Genomic DNA, 22,966 nt, shown 5'->3' on the forward strand with positions numbered 1-22,966 from the left:
ACCAATAAAAAAGGGTGATCTGGATGCAAGAAAGACTGGAAAAGCTGCACGCGTATATGGAAAGCAGGAAACTGGACGCATTGCTGATTACGCATCCCAAAAACGTGTACTATTTTACCGGATTTTTGACAGAGCCACATGAACGTTTTATGGGTCTCGTCTTGGTGAGAGGCGAGTCCCCCTTCCTCTTCGTTCCACTGCTGGACGCTGACAAAGCACGGGAGGCTTGTCCTGCCATTATGATTTACACGCATGACGATTCACAGGATGCGCTAACGGTGCTGAGGCATTTGCTGCCCACCTCCCTCTCTCACATTGGTGTAGAGAAGAACCATTTGACAGCGAAAACATACGAGGCACTCGTATCGACCGTGCAGGTTACAGAAGCAGTGGATGTCGGTGACTTGCTATGCAGTATACGCGTGGCCAAGGATGCATCTGAAATCGCTACGATCAAGCGGGCTATTTGGGTCATGGAGGAATCTCTACGCCGTACGCTCCCGCTGATATCAATAGGGATGACGGAACTGGACGTCGTCGCAGAGCTGGAATACCAGATGAAAAAGCTAAAAGCACAAGGCCCTTCCTTTTCAACGATTGTGTTGGCTGGAGAAAAAGCAGCACTGCCCCATGGCGACCCGGGTGATCGGGTGATTCAGGCAGGAGACGTTTTGTTGATTGACGCAGGCGTGTATGTCGATGGGTATGTCTCGGACCTGACTCGTACTTTTGCTGTCGGTCAACTGGGTGCAGAATTGCTGGACATGTACGATACGGTCTTGCAAGCGAATCGGGCCGGGATACAGGCGGTTCGGCCAGGGGCTCCGATCGCAGATGTTGACCTAGCTGCACGAGCTGTCATTGCGGACCGGGGCTATGGAGAATTTTTCATCAATCGTGTCGGGCACGGAATCGGACTGGAGCTCCATGAAGCGCCTTACGTTCACAGCCAAGCAGCTGGAGAGCTCATCCCAGGCATGGTTTTCACGATTGAACCGGGCATTTATAACACGAGGATCGGTGGCATCCGCATTGAAGACAATGTACTCGTCACGAAGGAAGGCGTAGAAGTATTGACGTCCTTTCCTAAAGAGCTGCAAATTATCGGATAAATGATAAAAGAAAAGGCTGGTGTCGTTCCTTTGAAAGTGCTGGAAACAGATCGTCTCATCCTCCGCTGGCAAACTGCCGAAGACGCTGATTTTGTTTTGAAACTGATGAATGAGCCTTCTTGGATTCGTTTTATTGGCGATCGTGGTCTTCGTACGACGGAAGACGCCCGCAACTTTATTTTGAATGGCGCAGTCGCGATGTATGAAAAGCATGGCTTTGGCCTGTATTTGATAGAGCTGAAGGAAGGAAATGTTCCGATCGGTTTATGTGGACTAATCAAGAGAGATTCGTTGGAGGATGTGGATATCGGCTTTGCCTTACTACCCACATACTGGGGCAAAGGCTACGCCTATGAGGCAGCCTCTGCCGTTCTCGCCCACGGAAAAGAAGTTTTTGGCTTAAAGCGCATCGTGGCAATCACCAACCCCGATAATGCATCTTCTGCCAATCTTCTAAAGAAAATCGGTCTGCAAGAAAAAGGGATGATTACCCTTCCCAATGCTACGGAAGCGGTCAGGTTTTTTGAAATCGAGTTCTAACTGCGTCTCCTGAGCCAAACTACTACATTTGCCTCCTCAGGAGGGACAAAAAGGGCCTCAACCGTGATCGGGAGGCCCTGTCATTCCATTTTTAATTAAGAATGTACGGATTTCAAACCAAGTGAACTGTCGTGGAACTTGATATTCGAGTACTTATCCATTGCGACACGCAGCTGGTACTCGCTCTCAAACAGCATAACCGGACGGCCATAACGGTCAGAAACGGTTCGGTTCTTCACAGCATCGAGGTCTGCTTTCTCCCCTTCGAGCCAGCGAGCGATTTGATACGGCATACGAGTCAGCATGATGTCTACCCCGTACTCGGCTTTCAAACGGTATTCTAGTACCTCGAACTGCAGCACACCTACGACACCAAGAATCAGCTCTTCCATCGGATGGGTACGGAATAACTGCACCGTCCCTTCCTCGGTCAACTGCATGATCCCTTTTTGGAATTGCTTGTGCTTCATCGCGTCCTTCACCATCACCTTGGAGAAAAACTCCGGCGAGAAGTGCGGCATTTCTTCGTACTCAAACGATTTTCCGACGCAGAGTGTATCGCCGATCTGGAAAATGCCCGGGTCGAAAAGACCGATGACATCTCCCGCGAACGATTCATCGACTATTTCGCGGTCCTGTGCCATAAACTGTACCGGCTGCGCCAATTTGATGTCTTTGCCAAGACGGACGTGCTTGACTGCCATCCCCCGCTCAAACTTGCCGGAGCAAATACGCAAGAAAGCGATCCGATCTCGGTGAGCTGGGTTCATATTGGCTTGGATTTTAAAGATGAAGCCGGAGAACGCATTCGTATACGGATCAATCAAGCCTTCTGTACTCTTCTTCGCAGAAGGTGCTGGCGCCATTTGCAGGAAGTTATCCAGGAATGTTTGTACACCGAAGTTATTGATGGCACTTCCGAAGAAAACAGGCGTCAGTTGCCCTTTGTTGATCAGTTCCGGATCGTATTCATCTCCCGCAACATCCAGCAGCGAGATTTCGTCCTGCAATTGCTGCCACAGTTCTTGACCGACACGATCGCCGATTAGTGGATCTTCTGCTCCCTCTACAGGGAAAAAGGAAATCTCTTCGTGCTGTGTATTGCTTTGGTACAGCTCGACACGGGACTTCATACGGTCAAATACGCCGCTGAAATAGCTGCCCATCCCAATCGGCCAGTTCATCGGATAAGAACGAATACCCAATACGCGCTCAATTTCTTCCAAGAGCTCGAATGGATCTTTACCGTGGCGGTCCAGCTTGTTCACGAACGTAAAGATCGGAATACCACGCATGCGACAGACCTTGAACAGCTTGATCGTCTGTGCCTCTACCCCTTTTGCTACGTCGATAATCATCACAGCAGCATCAGCAGCAGTCAGCGTGCGGTACGTATCTTCACTGAAGTCCTGGTGACCAGGTGTATCCAAAATGTTGATGTGGTGTCCGTTGTATTCGAAATCCATCGCACTGGACGTAACAGAGATTCCACGCTTTTTCTCGATCTCCATCCAGTCGGAGGTGGCATGCTTGGAATTTTTGCGCCCTTTGACCACCCCTGCTTCACGGATGGCTCCGCCGTAGTAGAGCAGCTTTTCCGTCATTGTCGTTTTACCCGCATCCGGGTGGGAGATGATGGCGAAGGTACGGCGTTTTGCTATCTCATTTTCCCATTGGGGATTGGATTGACTCATCTTCATTCTCCTGTCATCGCAAATAAGTAACACATTCGTTTCCTCTACGATTATACCGACAAATGCTTGCCGCATCCACCTAGTAATTTTTCGTTAAACCGATATAATATTCAGTAGTAAAAATTTTTTGACTGCATGACTTACATATCCATTACCAGAACATGAAAAATTTATGGGAGGAACCCTATGTCAACGACTGTAGAAACACGTGCGGCAGAATTCCGTGACTATGTGAAGAAAATAACCAGCTACACGCAAGCACTGAACGTTCTTTATTGGGACAAGGCTACACAAGCGCCTCGCAATGGAATGGATGCCCGCTCCGAAATCATCGGGACTTTGGCTGGCGAGCAATTCAAGCTGGCGACGTCTAAAGAAATGGAAGCGCTTTTGGCAGAGCTGAGTGAGCCATCTGTCCTCGAAACATTGGATGAAATTACCCGTCACAGTGTGCTGGAATGCAAAAAGGAATTTGACCGTAACAAGAAAATTCCTGCTGACAGACATCAAGAGTATGTTGTACTGACCGCCAAGGCAGAAACGGTGTGGGAAGAAGCTCGTGCCAACAACGATTTTTCCATGTTCCAGCCATACCTGGAGAAAATCGTGAACTTCCAGCTCGAGTTCATCGAATATTGGGGTCATGACGGCAAAAACAAGTACAACACCCTCTTGGACATGTACGAGCCTGGCATGACTGTCGATCAGCTCGACCCAATCTTCGCCACCTTGCGTGAGAAAACCGTCAAGCTGGTAAAAGCGATCGCAGACTCTCCGAACAAGCCAGACACCTCCTTCTTGACGAAAAACTTCCCAGTGGCAGACCAGGAAGCATTCAGCCGTTATATCCTCGAGAAAATCGGATACGACTTCAAGTCTGGCCGCATGGATCGCAGTGCGCATCCGTTCTGCACCACCTTCAACCCTGGAGATGTCCGCATTACGACGCGCTACGCTGAAAATGATTTTAATTCTGCGCTCTTCAGTTGTATTCACGAGGCTGGCCACGCGATGTACGAGCAGAACATCAATCCAGACCTGCTGTTCACGCCTCTGTGCGATGGTACCTCCATGGGGATTCACGAATCTCAATCCCGCTACTGGGAAAACATGGTCGGACGCAGTCTGCCATTCTGGAATCACTTTTTCGCGGACCTGCAAAAAGCGTTCCCTACCCAGTTCGAAGGCGTATCTGTAGAAGACCTGCATCGTGCAGTTAACGCTGTTACTCCTTCCTTTATCCGGACAGAGGCAGATGAGTTGACGTACAACCTGCATGTCATGATCCGCTACGAAATCGAGAAAGGCTTGATCAATCAAACCATTCAAGTGGCTGATCTGCCAAAAATCTGGAACGAAAAAATGAAAGAATACCTGGGTGTTGAGCCACCGACAGATGCATTGGGTGTGCTTCAGGATGTACACTGGTCAGGCGGAATGATCGGTTACTTCCCGACTTACTCGCTGGGTAATGTGTATGCGGCACAATTCGTCCACGTTATGGAGAATGAGATTAACGGCTACGAAGAGCTGATCGCAAAAGGCGATTTCGCGCCGATCCGTGAATGGCTCAAGGAAAAAATCCATCAGTACGGTAAAATGAAGAGCCCTCGTGAACTCGTTCAAGCGATTACAGGCGAAGGTACAAATGCAACATACTTGATGAATTACCTCGAGAAAAAATACACAGACGTATACAAGCTGTAAGCAGTTCCACCCTTACTATCCAATGTTCTCCCTACTCAGGGAGGACATTTTCCTTTATGTAGTTACTTTTCGTAACCTACGTACATAAAAGTGCATCCTTCCCTCCGAGGATAAATGCTAGTACACTGCACAATATACATGAGATTCCTATTGTCTTGAAAAAGGAGTGTTTTTCTTTTGGCTATCGAACTAAAAGGTAAAACCGCATTCATTACGGGTGCAGGTAAAGGTATTGGCCGCGCAATTGCAATCGCCCTGGCAAAGGAAGGCGTGCATCTCGGTCTCTTGGCTCGCTCTGAGGAAAGTCTGAAGCAAGTCGCGAAGGAAGTAGAAGCATACGGCGTCAAGGTAGCGATTGCGACCGCAGACGTATCCAATTACGATGCTGTTACAACAGCTGTTGCTTCTATCAAAAATGAACTGGGTCAGATTGATATCCTGATCAATAATGCGGGTGTTGCCAAATTCGGCAAGTTCATGGACCTGGAAACAAGCGAATGGGAGCAAATCATCCAAGTGAACCTGATGGGCGTCTATTACGTGACTCGCGCAGTGCTCCCAGGTATGATGGAGCAAAATTCTGGTGACATTATCAACATTTCTTCTACGGCAGGACAAAAAGGTGCTCCTCTTACCAGTGCGTACAGCGCATCCAAGTTTGGCGTTCTTGGTCTGACAGAGTCTTTGGCTCTTGAAGTACGCAAACACAACATCCGGGTCACAGCGCTGACGCCGAGTACGGTAGCTACCGATTTGGCTTTGGACTTGGGTCTGACAGACGGAAATCCAGAGAAGACCATGCAGCCTGAGGATATTGCTGAGTTCGTGGTTAGCCAGCTGAAGCTGAACAAACGCATTTTTGTGAAATCCGCTGGACTGTGGTCCACCAATCCATAGAAATGACATGGCAAAAAAGCGAAAAGAGTCCGCTCGTACAGACGGATTTCTTTTCGCTTTTTTGCGAAGTCCTGTGAAATCGCTTCATTTTTGTTCACTTTCTATCCACCATTTCTTCACGCCTTATTCACACCTGCCCAACCAAAACTGCCCTCAACTGGAGTATGATGAACATGTAAAACATTTCCACAAAGTGGAGGGTATCCTTATGATACAAATGCTGTCGAATTGGTTGTGGGGGAATGAAGAACAAGAAGTCGTTCCATTCGAGACGAAAAGATACGTCCGGAATGAAATGGAGCAATTCACGTTCAATGAGCCACAGCAAGTGCTGCCGTATCCGCTTCCCCAGTTATAAGATCCAATACTTGAGCCTATATAGCTTGAAGCTGCCGAGTCCGGCAGCTTTTTTTGCTTCTTTCTGAAAGCGCTCACTGATGTGCTACAATGTGGTAAACAGGAGGAGTTCACTTTGGTCGAGTTCACAGAAAAATGGTTGCCCACGTACATTCGCCGTGATTTGGCAGTTTTATTTTGCGGTATCAATCCAGGACGTATATCGGCTACAACGGGTTTCCACTACGCCAATCCGGCCAACCTGTTTTGGCGCGGATTGTACGAAGGCGGCCTGACACCTCACAAGCTCTTGCCCGAGGAAACGGCTACCCTCTTAGACTACAACTATGGCATTACCGATCTGGTCTCACGTCCTACCCGCTCTGCAACAGACCTACGCAACGAGGATTACGCCGCAGGTGCAGAGCTGTTCGTCCAAATGATCCAGACTTACCGACCTCGTGTCATTTGTTTTAACGGTATTACTGCTTTTCGTCACGCGACTGGCCAAAAGAAAGAGGCAATTTCACTGGGGCTGCAACCAATCAGGTACTTTGGAACAGAAGATTGGTCTGGCAGCTATGTGTTTGTCGTCCCTTCTACCAGTGGGGCTAACGCATCTTTTACACGTGAGGAACGCATCGCCAAGTTTACAGAGCTGAGTCATTTTTTACGCGAGATGAATTGGCACCCTCTACCCTCGCCTGCTAAGTAGAGCCCTTCGTGTCAACCACATCTCTTCTTCCGTACAATACTTGTAGCTCTGTACGCAGGGAGGGGCATCAGCAGTGGACGACCTCATCAAAAAAATCCAGAACAAATACGACCTGACTGTTTTGCAACACAAAACCATTCGAGATACACCCAAGTCACTCGTCATTTACTTGGAAACAACCAATGGCAAATTCATCGCAAAAGCTTTGCCTCTGGAAAAGGAACGTTTACATTTCATCCTGAATGCAGAAGCGCATTTGCGTAAAAACGGCGTACACATCCCCGACATTCAACGCACCAAAAATAATAAGCGCTACATCACGCATAAAGAAAGTCTTTTCGTTCTCCACCAAAGGCTCTCCTGGCCAAATATTGCGTATACTTCCCCTCTTCGAATGGAACGCATCGGCACGGTATTAGGCAAATTTCATGCGAAATCGCTCGGTTTTTCCTCCAAGTACGGCAAACTTTACAATGGTGCAGAGAAATGGTCTGTGGAGTACAAAACAGATTTAGCTGCCCTTGAGAAGTGGGAGCTTCAACACACTGGGAAAAATGATCGAAAATACACTACTGTCGCGGAATACCTTCCTTTTTTTAAACAAGCAGGGGTGACAGCCAAGGAACATTTACTATCCTCTCCATACTTCTCGACATGGAAAAGGGAGCCATTGACCAAGCACTTCCTCTGTCACGGAGATTTTAACAATGGGAATTTGCTCGTCAGTAATCAAAGAATTGCGATCATTGACTGGGAGGACGTTCGCTACGATTTTCCGTCCAAAGACATTACGCGTGTTCTCTCCCTTGCTATGAGAAAAAATGACCAGTGGAACGAGGAATTGTTCTCTCATTTATTGCGTGGCTATCTCCGAGAAAATCCCCTCTCGATTAGGCAACTGCATTTACTCTTTGTCGATCTCGCTTTCCCGCATATCATTGAACGTTTTTTACGCAAAAAGCAGTATGACCAGATGAACCTTGCTGAGATTCAACAGTTTTGCAATCGAGAAGCTCTCAAAACCGCGTTTATGCTAGACGAAATGAAGGCCCATGTGTATTAGACGCAAGGCTATAGCCTGTCTATACACATAGGCCTTCCCTATTTAACTGGCGCAAACCGTTACGTTTGAGCCATCCTCACCAAAGAGCTTTGTTGGCGGGTATATTGAATGAGCTCTGCCGCCATCTCGTAATAATTAAAAGGTGTAATCAAATAGATGCCATTGAAGTAACGAACGGCCGTATCGACCAATTCCTTCGCGATTGCGATTCCTTCCTGTCTGGCGGCTTCTCCCTGTACCTTTTTCATCCGTTCTAGAGCTTCTGTCGATAGCTTGATTCCCGGCACTTCATTATGCAGGAACTCCGCATTGCGCGAGCTGGTCAGCGGCATGATCCCGATAAAGACAGGAATGCCGATATGCTTCGTCGCCTCGTATACATTCCGAATCGACTCCGCATCGTACACAGGCTGCGTCATAATGTAATCCGCGCCTGCCTCGACCTTCTTTTCCAAGCGGGCAACGGCAGCATCCATATTTCGGACATTCGGATTAAAGGCTGCGCCCACGATAAACTGGGCTTTTTGCTTTAACGGACGTCCTGAGAACGAAACACCTTCGTTCAACTGCTTCACCATGCGAATCAGATCAAACGAGGTCACATCAAATACCGAGCTGGCCCCTGGCAAGTCACCAAAGCGTGATGGATCGCCAGTAATCACCAATATTTGGTCAATCCCCAAAGCGTGTAGGCCCATTAAGTGCGATTGCTGTCCAATCAGATTGCGATCCCGGCAAGCAAGGTGCAAGAGCGGATCGATTCCATGTCTGCTCTTCATGAGGGCCCCGAGAGCCATGTTGCTCATGCGCACTGTCGCCAACGAGTTATCTGCCAACGTGATCGCGTCTGCTCCTGCTTTGTGCAGCTCACAGCATCCGTGGAGGAATTGGTCTGCATCCAGATCACGTGGCGGATCAAACTCGACAATGATCGTCGTTGCTGTTTTTACGCGCTCGACAATGCTTGGTTTCTCCCTCTCCCTCGTGTTCTGCACAGAAATCGTAGGACGATCTCCAGCAACGATGGTCGGGTTCACACGCGCTTGCGGCTCAAGAGACTCAAGTGCATCCGCAATCGCCTTCACATGTGCAGGTGTGGTTCCGCAGCATCCACCAATCAACCGAACCCCCTGCTCACGCAAGCGAAGCGCACTTTGTCCAAAGTATTCAGGTGATGATTTAAAAGCGTATTCTCCGTCAGTCATCCCCAGACGCCCCGCATTCGGGAATACGGATAAGAGTGCATCTTCTGGAATCACTGTATTTTCAAACGAGCGCAAGAGTTCAGCGGGACCAAGTCGACAGTTTAGTCCGACCACGTCAGCGCCCGCTGCTTTCAGCTCGGAAAAGGCATCTGTCAAAGCGTAACCATCACGTGTGCGCCCTACTTCCAAAGTGGCTAACTGCGCGATTACAGGGACATCTGTGAGCGGGCGAATTACCTCGATCGCCAGAAGCAGCTCCTCCAAGTCCAAGAACGTCTCCAGAATCAGTCCGTCTACCCCTGCATGTAACAGGGCAATGGCCTGTTCCTCATACTGGTCACGGTATTCATCCAAAACCTTTTTCTTCACCCGTCCAGCCAAAATCGATCCAATGCTCCCAGCTACATAAGCATCATCCTGTGCGGCTTCCCTAGCAATGGCGACTGCAAGCCGGTTAATCCGCGCTACCTTATGCTCCAGACCGTAACGGCTTAATGCATCTCGGTTGGCAGAATACGTATTTGTCTCTAGGAAACGCGCACCGGCCTGGTAATAAGACGTATGAACTTCATGCACCAAACGAGGGTTGGACAAACACAGCTCCTCAAAGCTGACGCCAACCGGGACGCCCAGCCCGTGCAGCTGGGTCGCCATTGCACCATCACCTACTAGGAGATGGTCTTTCAAGTAGGCTCGTAAATCTCTCTTTCTCGTCGTCAACTCAATCCCTTCTCTCCCATTTTCATTTATTTTTACACTTCAAAAATAGATGGACCTGCGTTGAAATAACGCGCTTCTGGGTGAGCAAATACCATCGCCGATACGGAAGCCTCTGGCTCCATCATGAAGCCCTCTGTCAGCTGAACGCCGATATCCTCTGGACGCAATAGACGGAATAACTGCGCCTGATCTTCCAGGTTCGGGCACGCAGGGTAACCGAAGGAGACTCGAATGCCTTGATATCTAGCTCCGAAACGTTCTAGCATTGTCATCTCAACCGGATCCGGTATGCCCCACACGTCGCGCATGACGTGGTGAATTCTCTCAGCAAATGCCTCTGCCAGCTCCAATGCCAAGGCTTGGAGGACATGAGAGCGCAAGTAGTCACCACGCTCCTTGAGCTCTGTTGATTTTTCGCGAATCCCGCCCCCAGCCGTTACGGTCAGGAATCCGACATAATCCATTTCCTTGCTCTCCACCGGTCGCAAGAAGTCGGACAGGCAGAGATGAGGTTCTTCCAGCTGACGTGGGAACGAAAAGCGCTCCAGCAGCTTGCTGTGGTCTTTTGGATCATAGACCAAAATATCGTTGCCATCTGACTGAGCCGGGAAGAACTGATACACACCGTGTGTCGTAATGGTTCCTTTTTGCTTCGCTTCATTTAATAGCTCTTCCACAATGCCGTACAGTTCCAGTACCTTCTCGTCGCCTTCCTCTATCAATCTATCTACATTTCCGCGTACACCGAGGTGTTTTCCGAGGAGCATCCGCAGGTTTAAATACGGTTGCAGATGGCTCAGCGGGTATTGTCGCAGAACATGTCGTTCACAATCGGGCGGCAGATGGATTGGAACGGTTCTGCTAATGGCTGAACGAGCTGGCAAAGGTGCTTTTTTCTCCTCGACAACAGGCTGAGCCGTTGCGACAGCTTCCAGCAGATGCTGCTGTTCCTCTACCAAGCGATCACGTTCTTCCGGATTTTGTAGACGATTCACGAGGTCCAGACCATCCATGGCGTCTTTTGCGTATAAAACAATTCCACGGTATTCCGGTGCGATCCGATTCGATGTGAACTTGCGCGTCAACGCCGCACCGCCAACCATCATCGGGATATCAATGCCTGCATCACGCAGGTCTTGTGCAGTAATGACCATTTGCTGCGCGGATTTTACCAAGAGTCCAGACAGACCGATGGCATCCGGCTTTTCTTCTCTGCATGCGGCAATTAGTTGCTCTGGCGGTACCTTGATCCCCAGGTTCACGACATTGTAGCCGTTGTTTGACAAAATAATTTCCACGAGGTTTTTCCCGATGTCGTGTACATCGCCCTTGACTGTCGCCAACAAGATTTTCCCCTTGGCAGCAGCATCGCTTTTTTCCATGAATGGCTCTAAAAACGATACGGATGCCTTCATGACTTCCGCGCTCTGCAATACTTCTGCCACGATCAGCTGGTTGCCGTTGAACAGGCGACCGACCTCTTCCATCCCCGTCATCAACGGACCGTTGATGATCTCGAGCGGTGCGTATTTATCCAGAGCCAGCTTCAGGTCTTCCACCAGACCATCCTTGGAGCCTTCGACTACATAACGGGCCAAGCGTTCTTCGAGCGTTAACGAGGAGACCTCCACACTGACTTCCTTTTTCTTTTGGCGATAAAATTCGGTGAAGGCCGCCAATGTCTCATCATTTGTCTCGAATAGAAGAGCTTCTGCCAGCTTTCTCTCGTTTTCTGGAATCGAAGCGTATCGCTCCAGCTTTTCCGTGTTGACGATGGCGTAATCAAGCCCTGCGAGAGTGGTATGGTATAAGAAGACCGCATTCAGCACTTCCCGCCCCGCAGGAGGCAAGCCGAAGGAAACGTTACTGACACCCAGGATCGTCTTGCAAGCCGGCATTGCTTGTTTGATCAAACGAATGCCTTCTACGGTTTCCTTTGCAGAGCCGATGTATTGTTCATCCCCTGTCCCTACTGGGAAGACGAGTGGATCGAAAATAATATCCTGTGGCTTTATTCCATACTGGTTGACAAGAATGTCGTACGAGCGTTGCGCGACCTCCAGCTTCTTTTCGCGAGTGATCGCCATACCCGCTTCCTCAATCGTTCCAACGACAACAGAGGCACCGAACTTGTGAATAAGTGGAACGACTTCCTCAAATCGCTCCAACCCGTCTTCCAAGTTGATTGAGTTGAGAATAGCCTTTCCTTGCGAATAACGAAGTCCCAGCTCCATGACCTTGGCATCTGTCGAGTCGATCATGAGGGGCGCTTTTACTTTTTTCACGATGAACTGTAGGAATTTTTCCATATCTTCATATTCATCACGGTCGGGGTCAGCCAAGCATATATCGATGACGTGTGCGCCGCGTTTTACTTGAGCCCGGGCAATATCAGATGCTTCTTCATAGTGACCGGCTGCAATCATTTCACGAAATTTTTTGGAACCGATGACGTTGGTCCTCTCCCCAACTAGCAAGGGACGATTGTCATCTTCGACGTAAACGACCTCGATCCCGGAGACCGCGCTCAGCGGTTCTACAGCTGTACTGCGTGGCTTGCAGTCTTTCAAGGCTTCTGCCATCGCTTGAATATGGTCAGGCGTTGTTCCACAGCAGCCGCCAGCGACGTTTATCCAGCCCTGTTCAGCGAATGCTCGCATTTTCGAAGCAAGTCCCTGTGGCGTTTCATGGTAATGGCCGTTCTCGTCTGGCAAGCCTGCATTCGGATAACAGCTGACCGCACATTGGGCAATTCCTGACAGAGTCCGCAGATGATCGCGCATGAACTCGGGGCCTGTGGCACAGTTCAGACCGATAGAGACAGGCTTTATATGCTCCAAGGAGATGTAAAACGCCTCGATGTTTTGGCCCGCCAGCGTCGTGCCCATCGGCTCAATCGTACCTGACAGCATCACCGGAAGCTCCTGTCCAAGCTCTTCAAAAGCTTTGCGAATCCCGATTCCGCCAGCCTTGACGTTCAACGTATCTTGCGAGGTTTCCAGAAGAAGAACATCGGAGCCACCGAGAATCAGACCTTTTGCCTGACGATAATACGCCTCGACCAGCTCTTCGAAAGTGACACCGCCTGTCAATGAAAGGGTTTTGGTCGTAGGTCCCATTGCACCTGCTACAAAACGTGGCCACTCCTCCGTGGAATAGGCATCCACCGCTTCTCTGGCCAAGCGCGCTGCCGCTATATTGATCTCAAGGTCCTTCTCTGCCACATCGTACTCAGCCAAAACAACGGAAGCAGCACCAAATGTATTTGTCTCGACAATGTCTGCGCCCGCCTCTAAATATTTCTCATGAATCGAACGGATCACATCTGGTCTGGTCAGGTTCAGGAGTTCATTACAGCCATCATAGGCTTCACCGCCGAAATCATCAGCGGTCAGGTTCGCCTGTTGAAGCATGGTGCCCATTGCACCGTCCAGAATCAGAATTTTCCGGGAAAGCTGTTCGCGAAAAGTTGGTTTCATTGACGTGCCCCTTTTCTCCCTTGCATCGGCTTATTCTCCATAATTGGGTAAATAAAATAAAAAAATCCTCTTCTTTGAAAGAAGAGGATTTGTCAGCAGATACGAAAACGCCTGAGACATCCTCTTATCTTTCAAAGCACGTAGCTTTGCTGGAATTGGCACCGGATTTTTACCGGTTGCCGAGGCTTCATCAGGCCAGTCCCTCTGCCTCTCTGGATAAGAGTCGTACACTTGTCATTTAGTTAGTTTGCGAAATGTCTTGAATGTTTGCAAGTATCTTAACACCCCCTTTGTCTCCCCGTCAATTGTGAATTGTCTATTTTTTACGGAGCCTCCCCTCTTACGCGCCCATTTTTGCCTAAGCTGGGCATCCGCCCAGTCCAATATCGGCATTCGTGTATAGACTGGAGTATAACGGAAAGGAGGGGAAACAAAGATGAGTACATCTTTCTGCGGTAACGGATTCTTCGGTGACTGCTTCGCAATCGTGCTCGTGCTGTTTATCCTGTTGGTTATTATCGGGTGCTCCTGTGACGACTGTTAGATACGTGTAAAAAAGGCTATCCCAAAAGCCATCAGGAATGGCTGCGGGATAGCCTTTTTTTCTTGTTATTTGGTGATGATCTTGCCTGTCACGGCATCCAGGGTAATGTATTTGAACGCCAGCTTTTCGTCACTCCACGGCACATACGCCAGCTTTGGTTGAGCTAATTTTTGCCCATCCACATCTCTCCTCAAATAGACCAGCTTTAAAGGCATGACTCGTAAATACGCCTCAACAGCCTTGTCTTTCGAGACGATCTCGTCGGATCCTGGAAGCTCCACCAACTCGTGCGTCTCTCTGTAGTTTTCGAACTTTGTCACTTTGCCAGAAGACGGATCGACTGTTACTGAATAAGCCGCTTTCGGCCAGCGATCCTGTACTGGAATGCCATCCTTGCTCATGAGATATCTGAATTCCCATTCGCCCGAAGACACAGGATTCGTTTCGTCTGGCTGTATGACTTGCGCCAATTGCACTTCTTTTATGCCTGGATCAACGTATTTAGGCAGAAAGGCAAGTGCAGCCTCTTCCGCTTGCTCGCGTTTGACTGTCACTGCTGTATCGGATCGCGGTGACCCCAGCCCGACGACACTGCCTGTTTCTGCGAGAACTTCTACGCCGATATACTTGTCATTTTTATCATTCCAGACGTATTCCTTGCGTCCGTCACGGTTACTCTCTCTATAGGTCGAGTCATCCACTTGTATGCCGAATTCCGCTTGCAGCAACACTTTTGCCTCATCCTTGGAGCGAACCTTGACGTATTCCTTTGGAGATTCGATCGGATGTGCTTCCTTCGTATTCAACTGATCAAAAGCAAGCCCGTTATCTCCCGTTCCATACACCATCTTGCCATTGGTCGCATCGATATACCACTCCTGACCATCTTCACGTCCTCTTTGCATGAAGGAAACAGCTGGTGTGTACTCCAGAATGGGCTGCCACATATCCCCTTGATTTGATTGTGGCTGTATTCTCGGATTCTGCACGTACCGAAGCTTCATATGCTCGCTCAGCTCTTTGATGGCTACCTCTTCTGACACAGCAGTCGATACATCCGGGTACTGCGACGGCTCAAATGATTCGAGCCCCTTATTGAAATATTCGAGGTGGCCAGAGTCGGTTGTTTCGATGCTTATTTCATCAGACAACACCGGCATCCCGTTATAGTATCTCAGGTACAATCCCGGATGGTTGGCGTCCAACAACTGATAGTTCTCGCTATCAGCCCCGAGCAGCTTGTTCAGGAACTGTCGCTCTTGCTCCAATGCTTTTGCTCCTTCTGCTCTTTTCTGACTCTTTGCTTCCTTTTCATCCTTAAACAGAAGCCTATAATGTTCCAATGCTTGACCATTGCCAGTGATCACAAGAGAAACTTCATGACCCTCTTTGTTCGTTTTCCCCAAAATGAATGACATGCCATCGTGGTTCTTTTCTTTATCCAAAAGAAGAAGGGATGGGCTCAAATCGGGCATGGCATCTGTCAGCTTGGTGAAAAAGGCTTGTTCGCTCTTGTTCAATCGCCCGAAAAACGCGACTTGCTCACGTTCGTCAATTCCAACCGACAATACGTCGAACGGAACGGGCTGGCCGTTTTCGATCCGTTGATAATTCACGCTCATCCATGGGCCTTTTACCATATGCTCGTCGGTGTAGATCTGAGTCTCGACGAGCTGATAGGTCTTACTTTCCTCCCCTAAAAAAGCTTGAAGAAATGCGCTTGCTGCGTTCTCCGCAGTCTTGGCTGATGGCAATTTCTCTTCCTTCTGTTCTCCTCGATCACCATCAATTGTAAAGCTCTCAATTTGTCCTGTCTGTGTATCATAGACAACATTGGCACGCGCAGTATCCCCTTCCAGTAAAGTTAGTGCACTGAATCCATAGCTTGTACGATCCACTCTTATTGTCATCTTGCTCAAGGCTGGAATCACTTTTTTCAATGGTAAGACGGCATCTTCCGCCGACACCATTACACTGTTCTGATTTGCCTCTTTATTATTTGTTTTCGTAGCAGTCGTTGCAATCGCATTCGTTACATTCTTGCCACTTGGCATCTGTGGAAACCAGCCTTGCTGGTGCATTCCCACAGCAGTAACCGCCAAGCAAGCTGCCAGCGAACCAGCCACGAAAATTCTGTTTCGATTCTTGTGTTTATTTTTTGCAATCGCACCTTTTATTCGTAATTCCATCTCTTTTGTAAACCTCACTTCCTCCACTGATTCCTCACTTGCGCTTCGTACTGCTTCACGCATTTGCTTATCTACGTCCATTCCAATCCCTCCTTTTCACACAATGCCTTAAAATGTTTTCGGGCCCGTGACAATTGGGTTCGTACGGCATCTTCTGAAATATCCAGCACTTGCGCCATCTCTCTTATCGACAAATCTTCATAGTAATGAAGTACCATGACTTTTCGGTACAGCGGCGAGAGCTTCATCACCTGCTCCGCTACTTGTACCTTGCTCATTCGTCCGATGACTGCCGATTCAACGCTTGCGGTGTCGACCTCTTCCGGGGGTGCTTCCTCTTTGGAGAGGTATGTAGAAAAAATCTGGCGAAAGGACCACGAACGCAAATATTTGCGGGACTCGTTGATTGCGATTCGGTAAAGCCACGTTTTCACGCTACTCTGATGGCGGAACTGATCTAGACCCCGATACGCCTTCAGGAACACCTCCTGGGTGATGTCTTCCGCGATTCCCCGATCCTTTACGATCAAGTAGGCGAGCTGCACGATGTTGTCTCCGTACTCGCTCATGAGTCTCGTCAGCTTCTCCTCGTTGGTCAATTGCAGCGTCCAGTCCGCTTCGCTACTTTTGGCACTTGCATTCACGTACTGTTCACCTCCTTGTTTCGTGTTGATATGTATTTGATCCAGCTGGCTTATTTTTGTGACAAGATTATCCAACTATTTTATTTATAATCCTTTTCCCTTCTTCCACTGCTGCACTCCGCTGCGTAGCTTTCATTGTCAGCGCACATTGCTTTTGCTATCATGAGGCTTATTGTAGAGCGAAAGGAACGAGATGACATGGATGACATGCAAGCACGTGAAAAAGACAAATTTCTGTCCTGTTTGGAGACCATAAAAGAACTATCCAAATCCGAATTTGAAACCTACTCCATCGTTAAGAATACCGAAACCGGGGAACATTATCTCCACTATTTTTTGTCCCACATTAACTTGTCCGAGGGAGGCAGAAGAGACGATTACGATCACTTCCTGCCGATTGAATCCGACGATATTTTAGCGATTATGTTTGGCGAACAGCCTTATCAGTTTCCGGAGAACTGGCGCTCGGCTTATTTGCGCAGTGGAAATGACAATCGATTGATCCCGTTCGATCCATCGGAAAATTACGATCTGGACGATGCGGCGGCTGCCGAGCTGGCCATGCTCGAAAAGCTGGAGCAGTACAAAGAGCAAATGATGAACGCAGATAACCTCAGCCCCGAAGAAAGGGAAAAGCTGACCAAGCAATATTTCGCGGAATTAGATAAGATTTTAAAAAAACCTTGATCGAGGCACCTTGCATCCTAATGGTATAAACAGCTATAATTCTAGAGAAACAAACGAATCGTTGAAGAGGATAGTACTCCTTGTGTGAGGACGAAAGCGAGTCGGGGACGGTGTGAGCCCGATGCCAAACCATGTGAGGAATCGCCCCTCGGAGATGCCGCCTGAACATCCTACGCCAGCCATTATGGGCAACGGATCGTGTAGGGCTTTGCCGGGACTGCCCGTTACAGCAGATCAAGCGGTTTTTGCCTTCCTATGTGATGGAAGGGAAAAACAACAAGAGTGGCACCGCGGGAGTATAACCTCTCGTCTCTTTTTCACAGGAGACGTAGAGGTTTTTTTACTATATCAGAAAGTAAAAACTGCACTGACATGGCTTCCTGATATAGCGGAAAAAATTCCGCTATAACGCGGTCGCTCCTCCTGGGGAGGCCTCGATAGTGTTTTTCGTATTTACGAAAGGGGATTTATCAAATGAGCTACAAACACCAAGTCGCTGAAAAGATTGCCGCTGCGCTCTCCTCGATGGGCGTAGACACACTGACCAAAGAAGCCGTATACGGCATGCTGGAAACACCACCAAACCCTGCAATGGGCGATGTGGCCTTCCCTTGCTTCCAATTGGCAAAAGCATTGCGCAAAGCTCCACCGATGATCGCAGCAGAGCTGGCTGGACAGCTCTCCGGTGCACCATTGCGCGAATCGCACGCAGTTGGTCCATACGTGAACCTGTTCCTGGATCAAGAAAATGTGGCCGAGCAAGTTATCGGAACCATCCTTACCCAAGGCAGCACATACGGAAGCAGCCATGTCGGTGAAGGACGCAAAGTACCAATTGACCTCTCCTCCCCGAATATTGCGAAGCCGTTTTCCATGGGGCACCTGCGCTCTACTGTAATCGGAAACGCGATTGCCAACATCATGGAAAAGCAAGGCTATGAGCCCGTTCGCATCAATCACTTGGGTGACTGGGGTACACAGTTCGGTAAACTGATCGTTGCGTACCGCCTCTGGGGTGACGAAGCAAAGGTAAAAGCAGAACCGATCAAGGAGCTGCTCAGCCTCTACGTTCGTTTCCACGAAGAAGTCGAGAACGATCCTACCCTAGAAGATCAAGGGCGTGAATGGTTCAAAAAGCTCGAGGATGGCGACGAAGAAGCTCAGCATCTGTGGAAATGGTTCCGTGATGAGTCCCTCAAGGAATTCATGAAGATTTACGACCTGATGAACGTAGCCTTCGACTCCACACACGGTGAAGCATTCTACAACGACAAAATGGAACGCGTTGTTACCTTGCTCGAAGAAAAAGGTCTCTTGACTGAATCCGATGGTGCAATGGTCGTGAACCTCGACGAATACAACATGCCGCCATGCCTGATCAAAAAATCTGATGGCGCTACCCTGTACGCAACGCGTGATTTGGCTGCAGCCCTCTTCCGCCACGAATCGTACGATTTTGCTAAAGCACTTTATGTCGTAGGAAACGAGCAACGCCTCCACTTCCAGCAGCTCTATAAAGTGTTGGAAAAAATGGGCTATGCGTGGTCCGCAAATATGCACCACATCCCATTCGGCATGATGCTCAAGGACGGCAAGAAAATGTCCACGCGTAAAGGGAAAGTTGTACTGTTGGAAGAAGTATTGGCACAAGCCATTTCTGATGTCCAAAAAGTCATCGAAGAGAAAAACCCTACGCTGTCCACTAAAGAAGAAGTGGCTCGTCAAGTCGGGGTAGGCGCAGTTATTTTCCATGACTTGAAAAACTTCCGCCTGAATGATGTCAACTTCTCCTGGGAAGAGATGCTGACCTTCGAAGGGGAAACAGGACCATACGTGCAATACGCACACGCGCGTGCATGCTCGCTGCTGCGCAGAGGTGGCTACCAGCCAGCAACGAAGGTGAACCTGGCTTCCGGTGCACTCGACAGCAAAGAGGCATGGGCGGTGATTACCCTCTTGAACGCATTCCCAGAGGTAATCGAACGTGCTGCCGATAACTTCGATCCGTCGCAAATCGGCAAGTATGTGATCGACCTGGCGCAAACATTCAACAAATTTTATGCGAATGTACGCATCCTGGCTGAGGAAGAAGATGTGACAGCATCCCGTCTCCAGCTCGTAGCAGCAGTCGTTGCTGTGTTGAAGGAAGGTCTGCGTCTGCTCGGTCTGGCTGCTCCAGAAGAAATGTAAGAAAGCATACGAAAAGCCGGTTGCTTCCTCTTGTGGGGGTGCGCCGGCTTTTTTGATTGTCCCGTGTCATCATCATTCTTCTGTGAGATAATGGAACGATGGTAGATGAAAGAGGTGAGCAACGATGGGAAGAAGTGTACATTTCGGCAAGACGGATTTTACCTTGCGTCTCACTGGCTTGCATACACTCTTAGCCTTGAAGAACACGATCACGATCCCTTATCAATCGATCAAGCATGTCGAGGTTGGTTCTTTTGTTCCACCAACATGGATGTTACGCATGCCAGGGACGTCTTTTGGACCTTTAAACATTTATGAAGGAAGCTTTAAGCATCGAAATGAATGGTACTTCCTTTCTTTTGCCCAGACGGATTCGTTGTTGATCCTAGAAGTAGAGGGTCATGTCAAATATCAGCACGTCATTGTACAGCTGGAAAACCCAACAGAAGTAGCGGCTACCTTGCGAAAATACTTACGCGAACAAAAGGCCCCCTAATAGCGCTCAAGCTCCATGGCAAAAAGCCCCGACATTTCAACGTTCAGGGCTTTTTCATTTGCACATGTGAAGTTTACATGGTCAAATTTTCATAGATCATCGACATTCCCATGCCACCTGCCATGCACAGCGTCACCATTCCATACTTCTCGCGTCTGCGCATCATTTCGTTCATCAACGTCACTGTCAGTTTGGCTCCAGTTGCTCCCACAGGGTGACCCAAGGCAATCGCGCCTCCATTGACATTCACCTTACTCGAGTCCAGCTCCAAGCATTTGATCACAGACAAAGCCTGGGCGGCAAATGCCTCATTCAATTCGATCAGCCCAATGTCTTCGAGGTTCAATCCCGCTTTCTCCAGTACCTTTTTCGTAGCAGGGACTGGCCCGATCCCCATCACGTCAGGTTCGACTCCTGCGCTGGCAAAAGCCTTTATTTTCACGAGTGGAGTCAAACCCGCTTCCTCCGCCTTTTCACGGGACATCATCAATACAGCGGCTGCGCCGTCATTCATCGGACACGCATTTCCGGCAGTGATCGTTCCCTCCTTTTGAAAAACACTTTTCAGCTTGGCGAGTTCTTCTAGCTTGATATCATGGCGTACGGACTCATCCTGCGCAAAAACACGTGTGCCTTTGCGATCCTTGATTTCAATCGGTACGATCTCACTCGCGAACGTGCCCGCCTCGATTGCTGCCGCTGCTCTTACGTGGCTCTCGTAGGCAAAACGATCCTGCTCTTCACGGGAAATACCGTACTGGACAGCCAGCCGTTCCGCGGTCATGCCCATATGCTCACCGGTCAGCGAGCAGATTAAACCATCGGACAAAAGAGCGTCCTCCATGGACAAATTGCCGAATTTGCTGCCCCAGCGGTTCTTCACGAGGTAGGGAACACTACTCATGGACTCCACTCCGCCCGCAATCACCACATCCTCTTGACCTGCTGCAATGGCTAGCGCACCGTTGCCAATTGCTTTCAATCCTGAACCACAGGCTTTGATCACGATGTGACCATAGACATTGCGGGGAAATCCCGCCAGCTGCGAACTGATACGTGCAGCATTGAGTCCTCCCCCATGTACGTACCCATTGCCAAAAATCACTTCATTGACTTGTTCCTTCGGCAAATCAACCTTATTCATCAAGCCTTCCAATACTTGCCGCCCCAGCTCTGTTGCTGGTACGTCACGCAGGCTTTTTCCGAATGCTCCCACAGCACTCCGCACACCTGCGACAATGACCACGTCTCTCATGCCCCAGCTCCCTTTCGTTTTTACGCCATTACAGTACACGGTTCAAAAATTCTCTCGTACGCTCTTCTTTCGGGTTGTTGAAAATTTCTTGGGGTCTAGCCATCTCTATGATCTTGCCTTGATTCATAAACGCCACCCAATCGGCCACTTCCTTGGCAAACCCCATTTCGTGCGTCACAATAATCATCGTCATTCCTTCTTGTGCGAGCTGCTTCATGGTCTCTAGCACTTCCCCTACCAGCTCTGGGTCAAGCGCTGAGGTTGGCTCGTCGAAGAGCATGATCTCAGGCTTCATCGCCAGCGAACGAGCAATGGCCACGCGTTGCTTTTGTCCACCGGAGAGGCTGGATGGGTAGGCATCCGCTTTTTCAGAAAGACCTACCTTTTGCAGCAGTCGGAGCGCTTCCTGCTTCGTTTCTTCCTTGTCCGCTTTCTTTGCAATCAGCGGTGCCTCCATGATGTTTTCCAGAACCGTTTTATGCGGGAACAGATTGAAGTGCTGGAACACCATGCCTACTTTTTGCCGTACTTTGGTCAAGTCATCCTTCTTCGGGTCGATGCTTTTTCCTTCGATATAAATCTCTCCGCCGTCCTTGATCTCCAGAAAATTAATGCATCGAATCAATGTGCTTTTCCCCGATCCACTGGCACCGATCAAGACGACGACCTCGCCCTTTCCGACTTGCAAGGTAACATCTTTGAGAACTTCCACTTTTCCGAAGCTTTTCTTCAAATTTTGCACGCGAATCATTTCTCTTTGCTTTTCCATCGTTTTTCCCCTCCGCTTTACGCCTCTCCTTTTGCCAAACGCTTCTCCATGATGTGGACCACAAACGTAAACGCCATGACAATAACCAGGTAATAGAGCGCCACAATCAAAAAGTACGTCATTTCATCAAAGGTTTCCGCAGACAAGCGGCGGGCCAGCGAGAACAACTCATCCATGGCAATGAAAGCGGCCAGAGACGATTCCTTCAAAGACAAAATAAACTGGTTGCCAAGCGGTGGGATCGATCGTTTCAACGCTTGCGGCAAAATGATCCGACGCATGGTCTGACGAGCGGACATGCCCAAAGACAGCCCTGCCTCCATTTGTCCTTTATCAATCGACTGAATAGAACCCCGGAAAATCTCTGCGATATAGGCTCCGCTGTGAATCGCCAAAGCGAGCGCTGCCGACCAAAATTGACCGAGGTCAATGACTTTGTAAAAGCCGAAATACAAGACAAAAATTTGCACGACCAACGGTGTACCGCGAATGATCATGATGTACGCATTGGCTATGAAACGTGCAACTGGAAGCTTGGATACCTTTAACAAGGCGACAAACAATCCGATAATCGAGCCTACGATAACAGAAGCGATCGTCAGCTGAAAGGTCAGCAGCAACGGCTTCCAAAAAAACGGCAATGTCCGGAAAAACTCTTCTGTCAGATGGGCAAAACTGGGCACTAGATGCCACCCCTCACTCGTAATGGAATTTACTTTTTATA

At 49.1% G+C, this 22,966-nt stretch carries 19 protein-coding genes and 1 riboswitch; of the genes, 11 read left to right on the plus strand and 8 right to left on the minus strand.

Annotation, left to right across the window (positions count from 1 at the left end; all coding sequences use genetic code 11):
- Positions 1-23 precede the first annotated feature (23 nt).
- Both HP401_RS05265 and HP401_RS05270 read left to right on the plus strand, forming a co-directional pair.
- A complete protein-coding gene (locus HP401_RS05265; RefSeq protein WP_173604324.1) occupies positions 24-1,112 on the plus strand; it encodes a M24 family metallopeptidase in 1,089 nt (362 codons plus the stop codon).
- Positions 1,113-1,652, plus strand: coding sequence for a GNAT family N-acetyltransferase (locus HP401_RS05270; RefSeq protein ID WP_173604325.1), 540 nt, complete (start codon positions 1,113-1,115; stop codon positions 1,650-1,652).
- Between the two features lie 95 nt (positions 1,653-1,747).
- Here the strand turns inward: HP401_RS05270 and HP401_RS05275 are convergent, their stop codons facing one another.
- Positions 1,748-3,346, minus strand: coding sequence for a peptide chain release factor 3 (locus HP401_RS05275; protein WP_173604326.1), 1,599 nt, complete (start codon positions 3,344-3,346; stop codon positions 1,748-1,750).
- 186 nt (positions 3,347-3,532) lie between these two features.
- On the opposite strand from HP401_RS05275, the gene HP401_RS05280 reads away from it, so the two are divergent.
- The 5 genes from HP401_RS05280 (at position 3,533) to HP401_RS05300 (ending at position 8,064) form a co-directional block, all read left to right on the plus strand.
- Complete coding sequence (locus HP401_RS05280) at positions 3,533-5,053, plus strand: carboxypeptidase M32 (RefSeq protein ID WP_173604327.1); 1,521 nt, start codon at positions 3,533-3,535, stop codon at positions 5,051-5,053.
- A gap of 177 nt (positions 5,054-5,230) precedes the next feature.
- Positions 5,231-5,950: a 3-ketoacyl-ACP reductase gene (locus HP401_RS05285; RefSeq protein WP_173604328.1), complete on the plus strand. Its 720-nt coding sequence runs from the start codon at positions 5,231-5,233 to the stop codon at positions 5,948-5,950.
- A gap of 208 nt (positions 5,951-6,158) precedes the next feature.
- On the plus strand, positions 6,159-6,308 hold the full coding sequence (locus HP401_RS05290; protein ID WP_016739809.1) for a hypothetical protein: 150 nt from the start codon (positions 6,159-6,161) through the stop codon (positions 6,306-6,308).
- Positions 6,309-6,422: 114 nt separating this feature from the next.
- Positions 6,423-7,001: a mismatch-specific DNA-glycosylase gene (locus HP401_RS05295; protein WP_016739808.1), complete on the plus strand. Its 579-nt coding sequence runs from the start codon at positions 6,423-6,425 to the stop codon at positions 6,999-7,001.
- A 73-nt stretch (positions 7,002-7,074) separates the two neighbouring features.
- A complete protein-coding gene (locus tag HP401_RS05300) occupies positions 7,075-8,064 on the plus strand; it encodes a phosphotransferase (protein WP_173604329.1) in 990 nt (329 codons plus the stop codon).
- Between the two features lie 59 nt (positions 8,065-8,123).
- Here HP401_RS05300 and HP401_RS05305 read toward each other — a convergent pair whose 3' ends face one another.
- On the minus strand, positions 8,124-9,989 hold the full coding sequence (locus HP401_RS05305; RefSeq protein WP_173604330.1) for a bifunctional homocysteine S-methyltransferase/methylenetetrahydrofolate reductase: 1,866 nt from the start codon (positions 9,987-9,989) through the stop codon (positions 8,124-8,126).
- Positions 9,990-10,021: 32 nt separating this feature from the next.
- Positions 10,022-13,468: a methionine synthase gene (gene metH, locus HP401_RS05310; protein WP_173604331.1), complete on the minus strand. Its 3,447-nt coding sequence runs from the start codon at positions 13,466-13,468 to the stop codon at positions 10,022-10,024.
- Between the two features lie 121 nt (positions 13,469-13,589).
- Positions 13,590-13,691, minus strand: a riboswitch (SAM riboswitch).
- 213 nt (positions 13,692-13,904) lie between these two features.
- On the opposite strand from metH, the gene HP401_RS05315 reads away from it, so the two are divergent.
- On the plus strand, positions 13,905-14,012 hold the full coding sequence (locus HP401_RS05315) for a YjcZ family sporulation protein (protein ID WP_007724452.1): 108 nt from the start codon (positions 13,905-13,907) through the stop codon (positions 14,010-14,012).
- A gap of 65 nt (positions 14,013-14,077) precedes the next feature.
- On the opposite strand, the gene HP401_RS05320 is transcribed toward HP401_RS05315, so the two are convergent.
- Both HP401_RS05320 and HP401_RS05325 read right to left on the minus strand, forming a co-directional pair.
- Positions 14,078-16,282 (minus strand): YcdB/YcdC domain-containing protein, encoded by a 2,205-nt coding sequence (locus tag HP401_RS05320; RefSeq protein ID WP_173604332.1) that lies wholly within the window; start codon positions 16,280-16,282, stop codon positions 14,078-14,080.
- The gene (locus tag HP401_RS05325; RefSeq protein WP_173604333.1) at positions 16,273-16,845 is read right to left on the minus strand and encodes a sigma-70 family RNA polymerase sigma factor; all 573 of its coding nucleotides are present in this window, start codon (positions 16,843-16,845) and stop codon (positions 16,273-16,275) included. Before HP401_RS05325 ends, HP401_RS05320 begins: the two co-directional genes overlap by 10 nt.
- A gap of 198 nt (positions 16,846-17,043) precedes the next feature.
- On the opposite strand from HP401_RS05325, the gene HP401_RS05330 reads away from it, so the two are divergent.
- The 3 genes from HP401_RS05330 to HP401_RS05340 all read left to right on the plus strand — a co-directional run bounded on the left by HP401_RS05330 (position 17,044) and on the right by HP401_RS05340 (position 20,218).
- Complete coding sequence (locus HP401_RS05330) at positions 17,044-17,532, plus strand: hypothetical protein (RefSeq protein ID WP_064199803.1); 489 nt, start codon at positions 17,044-17,046, stop codon at positions 17,530-17,532.
- 474 nt (positions 17,533-18,006) lie between these two features.
- A complete protein-coding gene (argS, locus tag HP401_RS05335) occupies positions 18,007-19,722 on the plus strand; it encodes an arginine--tRNA ligase (RefSeq protein ID WP_173604334.1) in 1,716 nt (571 codons plus the stop codon).
- Positions 19,723-19,846: 124 nt separating this feature from the next.
- Positions 19,847-20,218, plus strand: a complete 372-nt coding sequence (locus HP401_RS05340) for a hypothetical protein (RefSeq protein WP_173604335.1) — start codon at positions 19,847-19,849, stop codon at positions 20,216-20,218.
- A 73-nt stretch (positions 20,219-20,291) separates the two neighbouring features.
- Here HP401_RS05340 and HP401_RS05345 read toward each other — a convergent pair whose 3' ends face one another.
- From HP401_RS05345 to HP401_RS05355, 3 genes are read right to left on the minus strand one after another with little or no spacing between them, the layout of a single operon-like run.
- Positions 20,292-21,473, minus strand: a complete 1,182-nt coding sequence (locus HP401_RS05345; RefSeq protein WP_173604336.1) for a thiolase family protein — start codon at positions 21,471-21,473, stop codon at positions 20,292-20,294.
- Positions 21,474-21,501: 28 nt separating this feature from the next.
- Positions 21,502-22,242, minus strand: a complete 741-nt coding sequence (locus tag HP401_RS05350) for an amino acid ABC transporter ATP-binding protein (RefSeq protein ID WP_144616442.1) — start codon at positions 22,240-22,242, stop codon at positions 21,502-21,504.
- A 17-nt stretch (positions 22,243-22,259) separates the two neighbouring features.
- Positions 22,260-22,925, minus strand: coding sequence for an amino acid ABC transporter permease (locus HP401_RS05355; protein WP_087344006.1), 666 nt, complete (start codon positions 22,923-22,925; stop codon positions 22,260-22,262).
- Positions 22,926-22,966 lie beyond the last annotated feature (41 nt).

It is taken from the genome of Brevibacillus sp. HB2.2 (assembly GCF_013284275.1).
Classification (GTDB): domain Bacteria; phylum Bacillota; class Bacilli; order Brevibacillales; family Brevibacillaceae; genus Brevibacillus; species Brevibacillus brevis_D.

Coding starts and splice junctions, on each gene's coding strand:
- metH (WP_173604331.1), bottom strand. CDS start 13,468: ATGAAACCAACTTTTCGCGAACAGCTTTCCCGGAAAATTCTGATTCTG.
- HP401_RS05330 (WP_064199803.1), top strand. CDS start 17,044: ATGGATGACATGCAAGCACGTGAAAAAGACAAATTTCTGTCCTGTTTG.
- HP401_RS05265 (WP_173604324.1), top strand. CDS start 24: ATGCAAGAAAGACTGGAAAAGCTGCACGCGTATATGGAAAGCAGGAAA.
- HP401_RS05315 (WP_007724452.1), top strand. CDS start 13,905: ATGAGTACATCTTTCTGCGGTAACGGATTCTTCGGTGACTGCTTCGCA.
- HP401_RS05270 (WP_173604325.1), top strand. CDS start 1,113: ATGATAAAAGAAAAGGCTGGTGTCGTTCCTTTGAAAGTGCTGGAAACA.
- argS (WP_173604334.1), top strand. CDS start 18,007: ATGAGCTACAAACACCAAGTCGCTGAAAAGATTGCCGCTGCGCTCTCC.
- HP401_RS05280 (WP_173604327.1), top strand. CDS start 3,533: ATGTCAACGACTGTAGAAACACGTGCGGCAGAATTCCGTGACTATGTG.
- HP401_RS05350 (WP_144616442.1), bottom strand. CDS start 22,242: ATGGAAAAGCAAAGAGAAATGATTCGCGTGCAAAATTTGAAGAAAAGC.
- HP401_RS05320 (WP_173604332.1), bottom strand. CDS start 16,282: ATGGACGTAGATAAGCAAATGCGTGAAGCAGTACGAAGCGCAAGTGAG.
- HP401_RS05290 (WP_016739809.1), top strand. CDS start 6,159: ATGATACAAATGCTGTCGAATTGGTTGTGGGGGAATGAAGAACAAGAA.
- HP401_RS05275 (WP_173604326.1), bottom strand. CDS start 3,346: ATGAGTCAATCCAATCCCCAATGGGAAAATGAGATAGCAAAACGCCGT.
- HP401_RS05340 (WP_173604335.1), top strand. CDS start 19,847: ATGGGAAGAAGTGTACATTTCGGCAAGACGGATTTTACCTTGCGTCTC.
- HP401_RS05345 (WP_173604336.1), bottom strand. CDS start 21,473: ATGAGAGACGTGGTCATTGTCGCAGGTGTGCGGAGTGCTGTGGGAGCA.